Genomic DNA, 15,614 nt, shown 5'->3' with positions numbered 1-15,614 from the left:
TACGGGGAGCCTTAGTAGCTGTCGTACGAATAGTCATCTGAATCGTTCACTGTCTGGCCGTCGGATGCCGTGTCGGTGCCGACGGTAGACTGGACATCGGTGCCGTCGGCATTATCGGTACCGCCGGCATTATCGCCGTTCGCGGAGTCAGCGGTCTCCTTCTTGGGAACGGTAATGGTCACGCGCGCCACACCCGATGTCTTGGTGTCATAGCGAACCTTTTCACCATTCTTGGTGACCGTGACATCGGAGGGCTTGGACGTGGTGATCTCTATCGAGGACTCGGGCGTGTACTCCTGCTCAAAAGGACCGGTCGCTTGAGCGCCATAGACCGATTTACCGTCGACCTTGACCTCGATCCAGGCGGTCTTGCCCTTGGCAACAGAGACCTTGACCTTGGTGACCTCGTCCTCTTCCGTTTCCACCGTCGCCTTGGCGGCATCGGAACCGGCCGCATCCGTCGCCTCGTCGGCGTCTTCATCCTCGTCAGTGGATTCGGTCTTCTTGGAAGATTTCTTAGTCGTCGTCTTGGTAGCCACGGGTGTCTCGGGCGTCGACTCGGGTGCAGCAGAGCCGCAACCACGCAGGAGTACCACGATGAGCAAAATCAACAGCAGCATCACGGCACCGATGCCGACGTAAATAATGCGCGGATCGATCGTGTTGTATTGAGAGGCGCGCCCAACGCCGCGTCCGTGATTGGAGCTACCACGACCATTACCCTGCGGTATGCGGCCGCGACCGCTATCGGGACGACCACGATAGCTACTCTGGCGCTGCGAACCCCGCTGGCCCGGACGCGGCGCAAGCTCGCCACGGCCCTGATAGCCGCGCTGACCAGAGCGAGGCGCCGAAGAGCGCTGCCCATAGGGCTGGGATTGCGAACGGAGGCGCGGCGTCACCTGCGTGGTATCGGCGTCAGAATAGCCATCGCGGGAACGCCCGGCGGATACTCCGCGATAGCTACGACCGGAGTATCCGCCGTCGCCGTAACCGGCGCGAGGATCGCGACTCAACCCACGAGCGGCGGGAAGCGCACGGTCATCTGGCAGGGGCGTACTGCGAAAACGATCTCGCTGAGAACGAATTTCCTCGCTGGAGCCCGTCTCGGTGATATAGCCCGCCTGCGGAGGGCGCTGGCCGTACCGTGTCGTACGACCACCCTGAACCATCAAAAAACGACCGTTATCGACCGAAGAACGCGAGTTAACGTAGCCGGCAGCATCCTGAAAACGACCGCCCTGCTGCGAGGTATCGCGTTCATATGCCATGAGGTCGTCAAAATAAGCGTTGACGACCTCGCGCGGGTTAAGCCCCAAAAAGCGAGCGTAGCTCGATATCATGCCCTGCGCATAGCCACGCGGGGGCATCGATGCAAAGTTACCAGTCTCGAAAAACTCGATGATCTGCGGCCTGATTTTGATGGTGTTGGCGACCTGCTGGATGGAAAGGCCCATCCGGCGACGCTGCTCGAGCAGCATGTCACCAAAGCGTGCAGCCATCAGAATCCTCCAAACTCACGATCTTCACGTACCATCTCGGCGTCGACAGACTCCAGCGCGGCAAGCCCTTCGTCATCCAGCAGGACCTCGCGCGGCTTGGAACCGTCGGGCGGGCCGACGACGCCCTTTTCTTCCAGCATGTCCATAATACGCCCGGCGCGCGCATAGCCAACCTTGAGGCGGCGTTGCAGGCCAGATGTGGAGCCAAGCTGCGATTCCACCACAATATGGGCGGCCTCCCAGATAAGCGGGTCGTCATCCTGCGGCTCGGCAACGCCCGTGCGAACAATGCCGCCACCAGCCATGGACATGGAAGCAGGCGCCACGGCAGACAGAATCTCCTCGTGGTAGTCGGGCTCGCTTTGCGACTTAACGAACTCGACGATCTCGTTGATCTCGTCATCCGAGACAAAACAGCCCTGGATACGGCGGGGCTTGCCCCAGTCGACCTTGGAGAACAGCATGTCGCCCAAACCGGTGAGCTTTTCGGCGCCCATCTGGTCGATAATGACGCGGGAATCGATGCCCGTGGCTACGTTAAAGGCGATACGGTTGGTGATGTTGGCCTTAATGAGGCCCGTCACCACGTTGGAGCTGGGGCGCTGCGTAGCCACGATAAGGTGAATACCGGCGGCACGGCCCAGCTGGGCGATACGAACGATCGAGGCCTCGACATCCTTGCCGGCAACCATCATCAGGTCCGATAGCTCGTCGATGATAATGACCAGATAGGGCATCTTTTGCGGCGGGTTATCGTAGTGTTCGAACTCGCCGGCGGCCTGCTTTTCGTTATACGTCGAGATCTTGCGAACGTTGAGGCGCTCGAACACCTTCAGGCGACGCTCCATCTCGGAAACAGCCCATTGCAAGGCACTCGCAGCCTGCTTGGGTTCTGTCACCACGGGCACATAGAGATGGGGCAGGCCGTTATAGCCGGCAAGCTCAACGCGCTTGGGGTCGACCATGATCAAGCGAACGTCCTCGGGAAGCGCGCGCATGAGCAGGGTCGTGATGATGGAGTTGATCATGACCGACTTACCGGAACCGGTGGTACCGGCAATAAGCAGGTGGGGCATCTTGGCGAGGTCGGCGACAACGGGCGTACCCTCGGCATCGCGGCCGATGGCAAGCTCGAGCGGACCGCCCTTCACATAGGGAAGCACGTCGCCCAGGTTAACGTTCTGGCGCTTGCGATTGGGAATCTCGATACCCACAAGCGAGGTGCCGGGAATCGGCGCAAAGATACGCACCGACTGGGCGGCAAGCGAAAGCGCGATATCGTCCTCGAGGCTCGAAATCTTGCTCACGCGCTCGCCCTCGCCGGGCTGCAGCTTAAAGGTCGTCACCGTGGGACCGGCAATCCAGCCGACGACGCGAGCGCTACGGCCAAACTCCAGCAACGTGGACTGCAGCGACTCGGCAGTCTGCTCCAACTCCTTGTCAGAAGACGCGGCGGACGCCGACTGCGGATTGGCGTGCAGGATTTCGAGCGGCGGGAGTTTGAGGCCATCCTCTTGCTCGCCCTCGGCATCGGCAGCAGTGCCGTCAGCTCCCCCATCGCCGGCTGCAACAGGAGCAGCGGAAGCCGTAGGGGTGGAGGCATCGGCAACCTTAGGGTGCTTCAGGAAATCGGGGATCTGCGGGGCAGCAGACACGGGGTTCACGGCAAACGGCGGCTCGGACTCGTCGACCTTGTCCGGGTCGTCTTCCATCGAAAGCTGTCCGGTGACCTGTCCGCGCCTGTCTTGGCGACGCGGCAGCAAAGTTGTCTTGGCGGTCTCGAGCGGACACTCGTCATCCTCGTCATCGCCCTCGGTGAGTTCGATTTCGCTATCGGACCAAGACGGGTCGGGCTCACTCGTGTTGAGCTTGGGCGCGGACTTGCCATGCTTGACATGGCGACGCGGCAGCAGCGTAGTCTTGGCGCGCTCGGCCTCCACAGCCTCGGACACGTCGACAAACGGATCATCGTCCTCGTCGTCATCGTCCAGAACAGGGGCCGCATCATTGCCCATGACCGTGGTCACGGCCATATCGGAGCCCTTCTGACGAAGAATGCTCAGGTGCGGACGGGCGACGCCGGGAACCGACAGGGCCTCTTCGTCGCCCCACGGGCTCGCATTGACATCGGCACGACGACGCTCGGCGAAATTGGCAGCGCGATCGCGCGCAGAGCGCAAAACGCCACCCACCGAAAAGCCGATGATGACAAAGCCAACGACGGCCAAACCCACCAGGACCACCATCGCGATAGGCTTACCCAGGGCATTCTGCAGCGCACTCGCAATAAACGCACCGATGTAGCCACCCGAGGCGGACAGGTTTTGCGGCACAAACATGAGGTCGCACGAATCGCTCGTGCCCGGCACCATCAACGAAAGAATGGAGACGACGGCGATAAAGACAACGGCGCCACCCGCGACCGAGCGAATGTTGAGCGGCGAGTCCTCACCCAAAAAGAGCGTAGCGGCAAAAAGAAGGATGACGATTGGCAACACGTAGGCGCCCAGGCCAAAGCCAAGATGGTAGAAACCGGCAACCGCTGCCGTCACGGGTGCCGTTGCCGGAGAAATCACGGCAATGAAAGACGCAATCGCCAAAACGGCAATAACCACGCCGGCGATATCGCGGTTGGCCGAAGGCTCGACCAGGGGCCCAAAATCGTCGAACTCGGCCTCGTGGCCCTTATTGGCACGAAGATGGGAACCGGCACCCTTAGCAGATGCCGGTTGGTTGTTGGCTTTATTGCCTTTGGCGTTTTGTGCAGATCCGCGCGCCAAACTAAACCTCCATGACGACCGGGATGATCATCGGACGGGTGCGCGTACGGCTCCAGATAAAGTTGGAGAGCGAATCGCGCACGGCCTTGCGAATGGCATCGGAGCCGCTGCTCGTAAAGCTAAACTTGCCCTTCTCAATCGTCTTCATGATGGATGCGGAGGCATCCTCGGAGAACTGATCGTCGATGGCAAAAGAAACACCACGGCCCGAGAACTCGATGGCCTCGATCTTCTTATGCTTGAGCGAAACGATGGCGACGGCTGTGACCATACCGTCATTGGCGAGCTTCTGACGATCGCGCAGGACGATGGGGTCGGTATCACCGATGCGCAGGCCGTCGACGTAGACGACGCCGGACTCGACGGGCGTGCCGCGCTTGACAATACCACCGCGCATCTCGAGCGTGTCACCGTTATCGAGGATAAAGATGTGATCATCCTTAATACCCATCTTACGGGCAAGCTGGGCATGGGCACGCAGGTGCACGGCCTCGCCGTGAACCGGCATAAAGTAGGTGGGCTTGGCCATGGCCATCAGAAGCTTGAGCTCCTCCTGGCTGCCGTGACCCGAGACATGGACGAGGGCACGGTTCTTGTCCCACACGTCGCAGCCAAGCTTGGCCAGGCTGTTGACGACCTGCTGGACGGCCTTCTCGTTGCCGGGAACAGGGGTCGCCGAGAGGATGACGGTATCGCCCTCGTGGATGGAGAGCGTCTTGTGCTCGCCGTTGGCCATACGGGACAGCGCCGACAGCGGCTCGCCCTGAGAGCCGGTGCACATGACGACGATCTTGTCGTCAGGCAGGTTATCGATATCGAAGGCATCGATGATATCGGCATCGTCGATGTTGAGGTAGCCCAGCTCGCGCGCCACGCGGGTGTTGGTGAGCATGGAACGTCCGGTCACGACGACCTTGCGGCCGCACTTGCGGGCGGCGTCGCAGATCTGCTGCAGGCGATGGATATGGCTCGAGAACGACGCGACGAAAACACGGCCCGGGGCATTCTTGATGGCGTGCAGCAGGTTGGGACCGACCTCGGCCTCGGACTTGGTAAAGCCCGGAACCGTGGCGTTGGTGGAGTCGGAAAGCAACAGGTCGATGCCCTGCTTGGCAAAGCGACTGATGGCGGCATAATCGGGCGTGACGCCATCGATGGGCGTCTGGTCGAGTTTAAAGTCGCCCGTGTGCATAACGGTGCCCTGGTTGGTGCGAATGAATACGCCCAAAGCGCCCGGAATTGAGTGCGTCATAGAGAAGAAGTCGAGCGAAATGCCACCAAGATTGACATGGCTACCGCCCTTGACCTCGCGGAACTTGGGCGCGCGGATGCGGAACTCGGAAAGCTTGCCCTCGATGAAACCAAGCGTCAGCTTGCTCGAGAAGATGGGCACCTTGTTGTTGAGGTCCTGCAGCAGGTACGGAAGCGAACCGGTATGGTCCTCGTGGCCGTGGGTGACGATGATGCCGCGGAGCTTCTCCTCGTTCTCCAGAACATAGGTGTAGTCGGGAAGCACCAGGTCAATACCAGGCTGGGAGTCGTCGGGGAACATAAGGCCGGCGTCGACGAGCACCATGTCGTCGCCGCACTCGAAGACCGTCATATTCTTGCCGATGCCGTCAAGGCCTCCGAGCGGAATGATCTTCAAAGGAGATGATTTTTTAGCTGCCATAGGTTCGTGCGGTTTCCTTTCTTCGAAACGGGTCTGGAACAACCGACGGGGCGCTTCTGGCAAACCGACCGCCGGGAACGTACAAACATGCATCACGGAGTCGATGCAGTAACCGCATCATGATACCCATTTGCCCACCAACAGACCACCCATGCATCAAAGCCCCATCTGAACTGGTCCATCCCGCCGGTCTGGGGCCGTCGGGGGCCGGGGCGGGTTAAGTTTGCTGCTCTACAGTCCTGCGCAAGACGGAAAGCACATTAAGTGCTTTCCTTTGCGTGCGGAACTCGCGACAAACTTAACCCGCCCCGGCCCCCGATGGCCCCAGACCTGCCAAAAAGGGACAGGTTTATTTTGGTCGGTTTTATCTGGGAATATGCTGAAAGTTCAGCTACCAACAGCTCGGAAATCTGATGACTATGTAGAAATGTCTAACCAAATCGCAAGCAGCACCAACCAGCCCTTTTGCTATTCCCGGCGGGGGCCGCGGGTAAAGTTTATCGCGAGTTCCGCACGAGCCGGAGAGCACTTAATGTGCTCTCCGTGCGAGCAGGACTGTAGAGCAGGAAACTTTACCCGCGGACCCCGCCGGGAATAGCAAAAGGGCGACCCCTGTCCGGAGTCGCCCTTGTTGAGCTGCTTATGTGTAGCTGTTACTCGGCGTCGTGGTGACGGCGGGGCTTGCGGCCTCCGTTGTCACCGGGACGGCGCGGACGGTCGCTGCGCTCGGAGCGCTCGCGACGCGGACGCTCACGGCGCTGGAAGTGCTCACCGTCGCCCTCGGGGGCACCCTCGGCACGAGCCGGGGCCTCGGGCTTATCCAAACGATCGAGCGAGATCTTGCCGCGATCATCGACCTCGATGACGACGACCTTAACCTCGTCGCCCACGTTGAGGACGTCCTCGACCTTCTCCACGCGGCCCTTGGCGACGCGGGAGATGTGCAGCAGGCCGTCCTTACCGGGCAGCAGGTTGACAAAGGCGCCAAAGGGCTGGATGGAGACCACGCGACCGGTGTACTCCTCGCCCGGCTCGGGAACCTTGATGATGAGCTTAATGCGCTCGACAGCCTGGTCGACGGACTCGCCGGTGCCGCCGACAAAGACGGTGCCGTCCTCCTGGATGTCGACCAAAGCACCGGTCTCGTCTTGGATGCCGCGGATGACCTTGCCGCCGGAACCGATGACGTCGCGGATCTTGTCGGTCGGAACCTGGATGGAGACGATGCGCGGAGCGGTGCTGCGCGTGGTGTGGCGCGGCTCGGGGATCACATCGAGCATCTTCTGCAGGATGAAGGCGCGACCCTCCTTGGCCTGCTGCAGGGCGCGGGCCAGGATGTCAAAGGTAAGGCCCGTGGCCTTGTTGTCCATCTGCAGAGCGGTAATGCCCTCGGTGGTGCCGGTGACCTTAAAGTCCATATCGCCCAAGAAGTCCTCAAGACCCTGGATGTCAGACAGGACCACGGTCTTGCCCTCCTCCTGGATCAGGCCCATGGCGATACCGGAGACCGGGCGCTTAATGGGAACGCCGCCGTCCATAAGGGCGAGCGTGGAGCCGCAGGTCGAAGCCATCGAAGAGGAGCCGTTGGACTCCATGACCTCGGAGACCACGCGGATGGCGTAGGGGAACTCGTTCTCGTCGGGGAGCACCGGAAGCAGGGCGCGCTCGGCCAGGTTGCCGTGGCCGATTTCGCGGCGCTTGGGGCTACCCATGCGGCCGGTCTCGCCGGTGCAGAACGGCGGGAAGTTGTAGTGGTGCATGTAGCGCTTGCCCTCGGTGGGCTCGATGGTATCCAGACGCTGGCCCTCGTTGAGCATGCCGAGCGACAGGACGGAGAGCACCTGGGTCTGGCCGCGCTGGAACAGGCCGGAGCCATGAACGAGCGGCAGGTAGTTGTCCTTCACCATAATGGGGCGAATCTCATCGGCGGCACGGCCGTCGACGCGCTCACCGGTCTCGACGACCATGGTGCGCATGGCCTTCTTCTCGAGCTTCTTGAGTGCCACGGGGATCTCGCGCTCCCAAGCGGCCTGCTCCTCCTCGGTGAACTCGGCACGGATGGACTCCTTCAAAGCCTCGACCTTGCCGATACGGGAGAGCTTGTCGGCGTCGCGAAGGGCGGCTGCCATCTCGTCGTAGTGGGCGAAGATGCGCTCCTGGACCTCCTCGACGGGCTGGTCGAGCGGGTACTCCTTCTTGACGATAGCGCCGTTGACCTGCTCCCACTCGGCAACGAACTCGTCCTGAGCCCGGCAGAAGGCAGCGAGGGCCTCCTGGCCAAACTTCATGGCGGCGAGCATATCGTCCTCGGAGATCTCATCGGCGCCGGCCTCGACCATCGAGATGAAGTCGGCAGAGCCGCCCAGCTCCAGGTCCAGATCGGAGTTCTCGCGCTCCTCATAGGTGGGGTTGACGATAAACTCGCCGGTCTCCACGTTGCGGCCGATGCGCACGCACGCAAGCGGGCCCTCGAAGGGCACGCCGCCGAGCGTCATGGCCAGGGAGGCACCCATGACGTTGATGACGTCGAAGGGGTTGACCTGATCGGCGACGAGCGAGGTGGCGACGATGTGCACCTCGTTGCGGAAGCCGTCCGGGAAGCTCGGGCGAATAGGACGGTCGATCATGCGGGCCGTGAGCGTGGCCTTCTCGCTGGGACGGCCCTCGCGCTTGAGGTAGCCACCCGGAATACGGCCGGCAGCGTACATCTTCTCGTTGAAGTCGACGGTCAGCGGAAAGAAGTCGTAGTTCTTGCGCTCCTTGGAGACGACCACGGTGTCGAGCATCGTGGTGTCGCCCTGCTTGACCAGACAGGCGCCGGTGGCCTGCTTGGCAAGCTCGCCCGACTCAAAGGTGTAGGTCTTGCCGTACAGCTCAAAGGTCTTGGATACGAGTGTCATTGTTCTCCTTTACCCCGCAGGCCCCTTGCCTGCGGGCTTCTCATGTGACGCGGGCCCCCTGCCCCCGCCACGCTTCAGAGCGTGATTGTTCACGCCCTTACACAAAAAGAGCGCCCCGCTGCGCAGGACGCTCTTAGCATGTACAAATCCTTACTGGATGTTGTCGCGGATGCCCAGAGCCTTGATGAGCTCACGATACTCGACGACGTCGTTCTTCTTGATGTAGGAGAGAAGACGACGACGGCGACCGACGAGCATGAGCAGACCACGACGGGTGTGGAAGTCCTTCTGGTGGGACTTCATGTGCTCGGTCAGCTCCTTGATGCGCTCGGTCAGGATGGCGACCTGAACCTTGGGGTTGCCGGTGTCGACCGGGGTGTTACCGAACTGGGCAGTCAGCTCCGCCTTGCGCTCTTTGGAAACAGTCATTGTTTCACCTTTCGTTTCGCGTCGCCCGCGGGCGACTCTATTCGCCTCGGACTGGGAAGCCGCCGGTGGAGCGAGCATCCAAGGTCGAGGTACCAACAGGTCGGTATGTTACCACAAGCGGACCGCGTATGCCCATCATCACCGACCCAACATGAATTCCATCGCGCGAAGACGCTGATCGGTGTGCGTCGCAGCCCAAACATGCGAAAGCCCCAGCAAAAAGGCGGCAGTATGGGGATCGACCCTCTCGGCCATGAGCGCATCGAAGGTCATGGACATGAGGGCGCGCAGCCATGCGACCTCGCCGGTCGACACCAGCTCGGCACCCGGAACGCTCGACGCGCACGACCCGCACATGAGCCCGCCCGCCTGGGGCGAAAAATACGACAGCATGGGGTCTCCGCACAGTACGCAGGCCGAAAAATCGGGTCGATAGCCAACGTGCGACAGCAGCTTAAATACATATGCCGCCACAAGCAGGTCCATATGTGCCGTGTCGAGCCTGCTGCCCACCAGGGCAAGTGCTCGCTGCGTAATGGCAAAGGTAAACGGGTCCTCGGCGTCCTCGAACGAGCACACGCGCGCGACCTCGGCGATCGCGCTTGCGGAGCAGGTCGTCTCGTAATCGGGCGCGGCGCCGAGCGGCGCCTCCATAAGCTCGGCCTGGGAAACCACGTCGAGCGACCGTCCGTGCGCGAGCAGCATATCGACGGTACAGAACAGCTCGCAGCGCGCCGCCAGGCGCCCGCCGGGTTTGCGCGCGCCCTTTGCCACGGCACGGACCTGCCGGCCACGCTCATCAAGCATCGTCAAGATCAGATCGGTCTCCTTGAGCTTGGTCTTATCGAGGACGAGTACCTTTGTGCGATATGTCCGTGAGCCTGCCATGAGCGCCGCGCGCCCTTAGTCCTCGGCGTTGTAGCCAAAACGGCGAATCTGGGCCTCGTCGTCACGCCAGCCGGCCTTTACCTTCACATCCAGCTCCAAAAAGACCTGCGTGCCAAAGATGCGCTCAAGATCGCGACGGGCGTCGATGCCGATATGCTTGATCATCTCGCCGCCCTTACCGATGATGATGCCCTTTTGGCCCTCGCGCTCGACGTAAATGGTGGCATGCACGCGCAGCACCTTCTTGGTCTGCTCGAGCGCATCGCAGATTACGCCAACGGAGTGCGGAATCTCATCACGGGTGCGGCGCAAGACCTTCTCGCGCACAAACTCGGCAACGAGCGTCTCGTCGGAAGCGTCGGTACCCATGTCCTCGGGGAACCAACGCGGGCCCTCGGGCAAAAAGTGCGCAACGGTCTCGATGAAGGCATCGACGTTAAAGTTCTTGACCGACGACGTCACGATCTCATCGTCATATTCCATGAGCTCGTGGGCGGCCTTAAGCTGCTCCATGACCTGTGCGGGATCGGCCTCATCGGCCTTGGTGAGCACCAGGACCTTCTTGGAACGGGCGCATCTAACGCGCTCGGCAACCCAGGCGTCTCCCCTGCCGATCGGTTTGGTGGCATCAATCAAAAACGCGACGACATCGACATCGTTCAGCTCGAACAGCGCGCTCTTGTTGAGCTCGGACCCCAGGCCGTCCTTGGGTTTGTGAATACCCGGGGTATCGACAAAAACCAGCTGGTAACCGGGGCGATTGACGACGGCGCGCATGCGACGGCGGGTCGTCTGGGCCACCGGCGAGGTGATGGCGACCTTTTTGCCATAGCAGGCGTTGAGCAGCGTGGACTTACCGGCGTTGGGGCGACCGACCAGGGCCACGAAGCCGCTGCGGAAACCGGGCTCAACGTCGCCAAAGCCCGCGAGGCTGTCGTCCTCGTCGCACAGGGCGTCGAGCTCCTCGTCACTCATGCCCTCAAACGGGTCGAACTCCTCGACCTCGCAAGCCTCAGTCGCTTCGGCATCCACAGCATCCAGGGGCTCGTCGTCCAGCGTTTCATCGATAGGCTGCATATTGTCGGACATGAAGATCCCTTTCTAAATAAAGCCGAGCGCGTGGGCAAATACCAACAAGCCCACAATCGCGGCGGTGATGGAAAGAACGTATACGGAGGCGGCGGCGATATCCTTTGCACGCTTTGCCAGCGGATGGAACTCCTGGGTCGCCAAATCGACAATCGCCTCCATGGCGGTGTTGCACAGCTCGCCGTGAATCACCAGGCCGCAGCAAATGATAATCGTAGCCCACTCGGCAATGTCGAGCCCCACGATGCAGCCGGCAATGACAGTGCACACACCCGCCACGAGCATGACCTTAATGTTACGCTCGGTCTTGACGGCGGTAACGAAGCCCTCCATGGCGTAGGAGAACGACTTTAAAAAGGACGGATGGTCCTTGTTCGATCCGGGAATCATAGACGGCTCCTAGTCGTGGGCATGGTTGGTGATGGGGCCGACGTGAACCAGCTTGGGGTCCTCGCCGCGCTCGAGCGCCAGATCGCGCAGGATGGCGTCCTCGCGGGCCTCCATGACCTCGGCCTCGTCGTCCACGATATGATCGTAGCCCAGTAAATGCAACATGCCATGCACGAGCATCAGGCGGCACTCATCGGCAGGGCTATTGTCAAAGCCGGGGGCCTGACGGGCAATGACCTGCGGGGCCAAGATGATATCGCCGAGCTCGAGCGTCTCGTCGGCTGGGATATCCTCGTCAAAGGCCGAGTCGCATTCAAACGAGAGGACATCGGTGGTACGGTCGATACCGCGCCACTCGTGGTTGAGCTCGTGCATCTCATCCTCATCGACATACGAAAGGGAAATCTCGACTTTTCGCTCAACGCCCTCGGCAGCAAGCACGACCTCGCAGATGTGCTCTACCTCCTGCGCGTCAAGCAGCGTATCGAGCTCGGCATCGTTGCTGATCAATACACTCAACGGGACTCCTTTCGGTCGCGCACGCGTTTCTCGCGCACGTCATCATAAGCATCATATGCCTCGACGATTCGCCCCACCAAGGCGTGACGCACCACGTCGGCACGCTCGAGGTGCGAAAACGCGACATCGTCGACACGACCCAAAATCTGCTCAACGTCGGCAAGACCGCCACGACGACCTACCAAGTCACGCTGGCTCAGGTCACCGGTAATCACAAACTTGGAGTTAAAGCCCAAGCGCGTCAGGAACATCTTCATCTGCTCGGGCGTGGTATTTTGAGCCTCGTCGAGCACCACGAAGGCATCGCTCAGCGTACGACCGCGCATGTAGGCAAGCGGGGCGATCTCGATCACGCCACGCTCCATAAGCTCATCGGTGCGCTCGCGATCCATCATGTCAAAAAGGGCGTCGTAGAGCGGACGCATGTAGGGATCGATCTTTTCCTCGAGGGTACCGGGCAAAAAGCCCAAGTTCTCCCCCGCCTCGACAACCGGACGCGTCAAGATCAGACGGCCCACCTCGTGACGCTTGAGCGCGGCAACGGCAAGCGCCATGGCCAGATAGGTCTTACCGGTACCGGCAGGACCCAAGCCAAACGTGATGGTATGCGAGCGGATGGCATCCACATAGCGCTTTTGACCGAGCGTCTTGGGGCGAATGGCACGACCGCGATACGACAGCAGCACATCATCGCGAAGCGACGTAGCCCCGTACTCACCGTCGCGCAAGACGGCCAGGCAGCGAGAGACATCGTCGACAGACAGCGTCCGTCCGGCGGCAACCTCGCGAAAAGCATGCTCGAAAAAGCGCGCCACGAGCTCGACCTCGTCCGGGTCACCGCACACGGCGATACTGTCGCCACGGGCGACCACGTGGGCGCGAACCAAGCTCTCGAGCGCACGAAGGACACCGTCGCCGGCACCCAAAACGCGCGAGGGATCAATTCCATCGGGAACGGTAAGTCTAATCTTCGAGGCTTCCATGAACCTCCCTGCGTGCATGGACCAAGCCGGAATCATCGACTCCGATGATAGCAACATCGAGCAGGCACGGGGCTGTGAGTCCGCAGGTATCGTCAAGACGGGCATGATGGAACGAACCGAGCGTCAGGTTGTCGCCATACTCGAGCACGGCACGCTCGACGGTGCCCACGCGACGGCGGGCGTCGGCAATGGCGAGTTCCTGCGCCGCGGCTCGCATACGACGGCTGCGCTCAGCCATAACCTCGGGCGGCACCTGGTCGGGCATGTCGGCAGCAAGGGTACCGGGACGCTTGCTATAGCGGAAGACATGCATGCGCGAAAAGCCCACGCGACGGCACAACGCCAGCGACTCCTCAAATTCCTCGTCCGTCTCGCCGGGAAAACCGACGATGACGTCGCACGAAAGGGACGCCTGAGGCAAGTTAGCGCGGATCATACGCACCGTCTCCTCAAATACCTCGGCGCTATAGGGACGGCCCATGCGATGCAGGGTCGCCGTACAGCCAGACTGCACGGGCAGGTGCAAAAACGGGGCGATGCGCTGCGGATAGCGCGCCATGACCTTAAGCAGGGGCTCGGAGATATCCATGGGCTCGACCGAGGAAATGCGCACATGCGGAATAGACGTACGCTCCATTATGGCCTCGAGCAGCTCATCGATCTCGACGTGTTCGTCAGTCGCACTCTTGCCATCGTAGGCGCCCAGGTTCACGCCCGTCAGCACCACCTCGGGCACGCCGGCCTCCTGAGCCTCACGAACTTGTTCGAGCACAGACTCGACCGGCACGGAGCGCTCGGGGCCGCGGGCCTTCCACACAATGCAATAGGTGCAACGATGGTTGCAGCCGTCCTGGATCTTCACACCCAGACGCGAGCGACCGAGCGCGTCGACCACATCGCCGTCGCTACAGGCGGCCACGCTATCGGACTCAACGCCCAGCACCTCGCAGACGCGTTCGGCGACATCGATCTTAGACGGCTCCGCGATCACGCGGTCCGAAAACTCCAGAAGCTCCTCGGGGTGCAAATTGACAACGCACCCGGTCACGACCACATAGGGCTCTTTTGGATGAGCCAGCGCATGGCGGACGGCCTTACGGGTCTTGGCCTCGGCCTCGCCCGTAACGGCACAGGTGTTAATGACGATCAGCTCCGCATCCTGAGGCTCCACCATTGCAAAACCCAGGCGCATAAGATCGGCAGTGATACGGTCGGACTCAACCCGGTTGACACGGCAGCCGAGGTTGACAACAGAGATATGAGGTGCGAGCACGCGGGCTCCTTAATCGAGGATGTCGTCGAGAGCGCTCTTAATGCGATCGGTCACCGATTTCTTGCCGGAAGCGACATCGTCGCCCGACTCGGCGGCGAAAGCCTCGAGCAGCTCGCGCTGCTTGGCGGAAAGGTTCGTGGGGACGAGCACGCGCAGCTGAACGATCAAGCGTCCACGCGAGCCGCCACCGCCGATACGGGGCATACCGTAGTTGTTGACACTCACGGTGTCGCCGTACTGCGTACCGGCGGGGACGCACACCTTGACGATCTCGTCGGGCAAAATGCCCTCAACCTTAATCTCGCAGCCGAGCGCAGCCTGCGCAATCGAGATATCGCTCACGAGGTACAGGTCGTCGCCGTTGCGTTTAAAACGCTCGTGATCGGCGACGCGCACGTTGACGATCAGGTCGCCCGAGGGCTCACCACGAAGGCCTGCCTCGCCAAAGCCGCTCACGCGCAGCTGACGACCGGTCGAGACGCCAGCGGGGATATCGATGTCGGTCTTTTCGTGCGAAGGCGTGCGGCCCTGACCGTCGCAGGTCTCGCAGGGATGGTCGATGACCGTGCCTTCGCCATGGCAGTCGGGGCAAGGCGAAGAGGACTGAACCTGACCCAGGAACGAGCGCTGGACCGTCGTGACATAGCCCGTGCCGTGGCAACGGCTGCACTGCTTTTCGGCCGCACCCTCGGCCCTACCGGTGCCATTGCAATCATCACAGGGGGCAAGGCGGTCATAGCTGATCGTCTTTTTGCAACCGAGCGCCGCCTCCTCAAGGGTCACCGAAAGGGAGATGGCCATATCGCGGCCGCGACGACGCTCGCGGCGATTTCGGGCGCCACCGCCGGCACCGCCGCCAAAGAACGACGAAAAGAGGTCGTCCATGCCCATGCCGCCAAAGATATCGTTAATGTCGACATAGCCGGAGCCACCGGGGCCGTCGGGCGAACCGTAGCGATCGTAGTTTGCACGCTTCTGCTCGTCGGAAAGAACGGAATATGCCTCGTTGAGCTCTTTGAACTTGGCCTCGGCATCGGGGTCGTCCGAAACGTCCGGGTGTACGATACGGGCCTTCTTTAGAAACGCGCGCTTAATCGTCCGCGCGTCGGCATCCTTGTCGACGCCAAGTACCTCGTAGTAATCCCTATTTTCCGACACGACCGAATCCTTCCGACTTTCATTATTGTCA

The 15,614-nt window shown here is 61.3% G+C and carries 12 protein-coding genes; all 12 read right to left on the bottom strand.

The window, feature by feature from the left end; all coding sequences use genetic code 11:
* Positions 1-11: 11 nt before the first annotated feature.
* A complete protein-coding gene (locus ACQQ92_RS02380) occupies positions 12-1,502 on the bottom strand; it encodes a RodZ domain-containing protein (RefSeq protein WP_427795680.1) in 1,491 nt (496 codons plus the stop codon).
* Positions 1,502-4,282 carry a DNA translocase FtsK 4TM domain-containing protein gene (locus ACQQ92_RS02375; RefSeq protein ID WP_427795678.1) on the bottom strand — a complete coding sequence of 927 codons (2,781 nt, stop codon included), beginning with the start codon at positions 4,280-4,282 and terminating at the stop codon, positions 1,502-1,504. Before ACQQ92_RS02375 ends, ACQQ92_RS02380 begins: the two co-directional genes overlap by 1 nt.
* Before the next feature lies 1 nt (position 4,283).
* Positions 4,284-5,954, bottom strand: a complete 1,671-nt coding sequence (locus ACQQ92_RS02370) for a ribonuclease J (protein WP_117654800.1) — start codon at positions 5,952-5,954, stop codon at positions 4,284-4,286.
* 653 nt (positions 5,955-6,607) lie between these two features.
* Positions 6,608-8,854, bottom strand: a complete 2,247-nt coding sequence (locus ACQQ92_RS02365; RefSeq protein ID WP_154516316.1) for a polyribonucleotide nucleotidyltransferase — start codon at positions 8,852-8,854, stop codon at positions 6,608-6,610.
* 150 nt (positions 8,855-9,004) lie between these two features.
* On the bottom strand, positions 9,005-9,283 hold the full coding sequence (gene rpsO / locus ACQQ92_RS02360; RefSeq protein WP_154516313.1) for a 30S ribosomal protein S15: 279 nt from the start codon (positions 9,281-9,283) through the stop codon (positions 9,005-9,007).
* Between the two features lie 138 nt (positions 9,284-9,421).
* Positions 9,422-10,171, bottom strand: a complete 750-nt coding sequence (recO, locus tag ACQQ92_RS02355) for a DNA repair protein RecO (protein WP_427748019.1) — start codon at positions 10,169-10,171, stop codon at positions 9,422-9,424.
* Positions 10,172-10,186: 15 nt separating this feature from the next.
* A complete protein-coding gene (era, locus tag ACQQ92_RS02350; RefSeq protein WP_195838553.1) occupies positions 10,187-11,260 on the bottom strand; it encodes a GTPase Era in 1,074 nt (357 codons plus the stop codon).
* 12 nt (positions 11,261-11,272) lie between these two features.
* A complete protein-coding gene (locus ACQQ92_RS02345) occupies positions 11,273-11,650 on the bottom strand; it encodes a diacylglycerol kinase family protein (protein ID WP_427726826.1) in 378 nt (125 codons plus the stop codon).
* A gap of 9 nt (positions 11,651-11,659) precedes the next feature.
* Positions 11,660-12,169 carry an rRNA maturation RNase YbeY gene (gene ybeY / locus ACQQ92_RS02340; protein WP_427747937.1) on the bottom strand — a complete coding sequence of 170 codons (510 nt, stop codon included), beginning with the start codon at positions 12,167-12,169 and terminating at the stop codon, positions 11,660-11,662.
* A complete protein-coding gene (locus ACQQ92_RS02335) occupies positions 12,166-13,152 on the bottom strand; it encodes a PhoH family protein (protein WP_427717503.1) in 987 nt (328 codons plus the stop codon). The genes ybeY and ACQQ92_RS02335 overlap by 4 nt, the downstream gene beginning before the upstream one ends.
* Positions 13,133-14,425: a MiaB/RimO family radical SAM methylthiotransferase gene (locus tag ACQQ92_RS02330; protein WP_427795677.1), complete on the bottom strand. Its 1,293-nt coding sequence runs from the start codon at positions 14,423-14,425 to the stop codon at positions 13,133-13,135. Before ACQQ92_RS02330 ends, ACQQ92_RS02335 begins: the two co-directional genes overlap by 20 nt.
* 9 nt (positions 14,426-14,434) lie before the next feature.
* The gene (gene dnaJ, locus ACQQ92_RS02325; RefSeq protein WP_427795676.1) at positions 14,435-15,583 is read right to left on the bottom strand and encodes a molecular chaperone DnaJ; all 1,149 of its coding nucleotides are present in this window, start codon (positions 15,581-15,583) and stop codon (positions 14,435-14,437) included.
* Between the last annotated feature and the right edge of the window lie 31 nt (positions 15,584-15,614).

The organism is Collinsella sp. SGI.241 (assembly GCF_050312955.1).
GTDB lineage: Bacteria > Actinomycetota > Coriobacteriia > Coriobacteriales > Coriobacteriaceae > Collinsella.
Note: the sequence above shows the minus strand (reverse complement) of the source record. Positions and strands in the feature narration are given on the sequence as shown.

What these genes read in the sequence shown, in the direction of transcription:
- ACQQ92_RS02380 (WP_427795680.1), bottom strand. Translation starts at nt 1,502, where the DNA reads ATGGCTGCACGCTTTGGTGACATGCTGCTCGAGCAGCGTCGCCGGATG.
- ACQQ92_RS02370 (WP_117654800.1), bottom strand. Translation starts at nt 5,954, where the DNA reads ATGGCAGCTAAAAAATCATCTCCTTTGAAGATCATTCCGCTCGGAGGC.
- ACQQ92_RS02365 (WP_154516316.1), bottom strand. Translation starts at nt 8,854, where the DNA reads ATGACACTCGTATCCAAGACCTTTGAGCTGTACGGCAAGACCTACACC.
- rpsO (WP_154516313.1), bottom strand. Translation starts at nt 9,283, where the DNA reads ATGACTGTTTCCAAAGAGCGCAAGGCGGAGCTGACTGCCCAGTTCGGT.
- recO (WP_427748019.1), bottom strand. Translation starts at nt 10,171, where the DNA reads ATGGCAGGCTCACGGACATATCGCACAAAGGTACTCGTCCTCGATAAG.
- era (WP_195838553.1), bottom strand. Translation starts at nt 11,260, where the DNA reads ATGTCCGACAATATGCAGCCTATCGATGAAACGCTGGACGACGAGCCC.
- ACQQ92_RS02345 (WP_427726826.1), bottom strand. Translation starts at nt 11,650, where the DNA reads ATGATTCCCGGATCGAACAAGGACCATCCGTCCTTTTTAAAGTCGTTC.
- ACQQ92_RS02335 (WP_427717503.1), bottom strand. Translation starts at nt 13,152, where the DNA reads ATGGAAGCCTCGAAGATTAGACTTACCGTTCCCGATGGAATTGATCCC.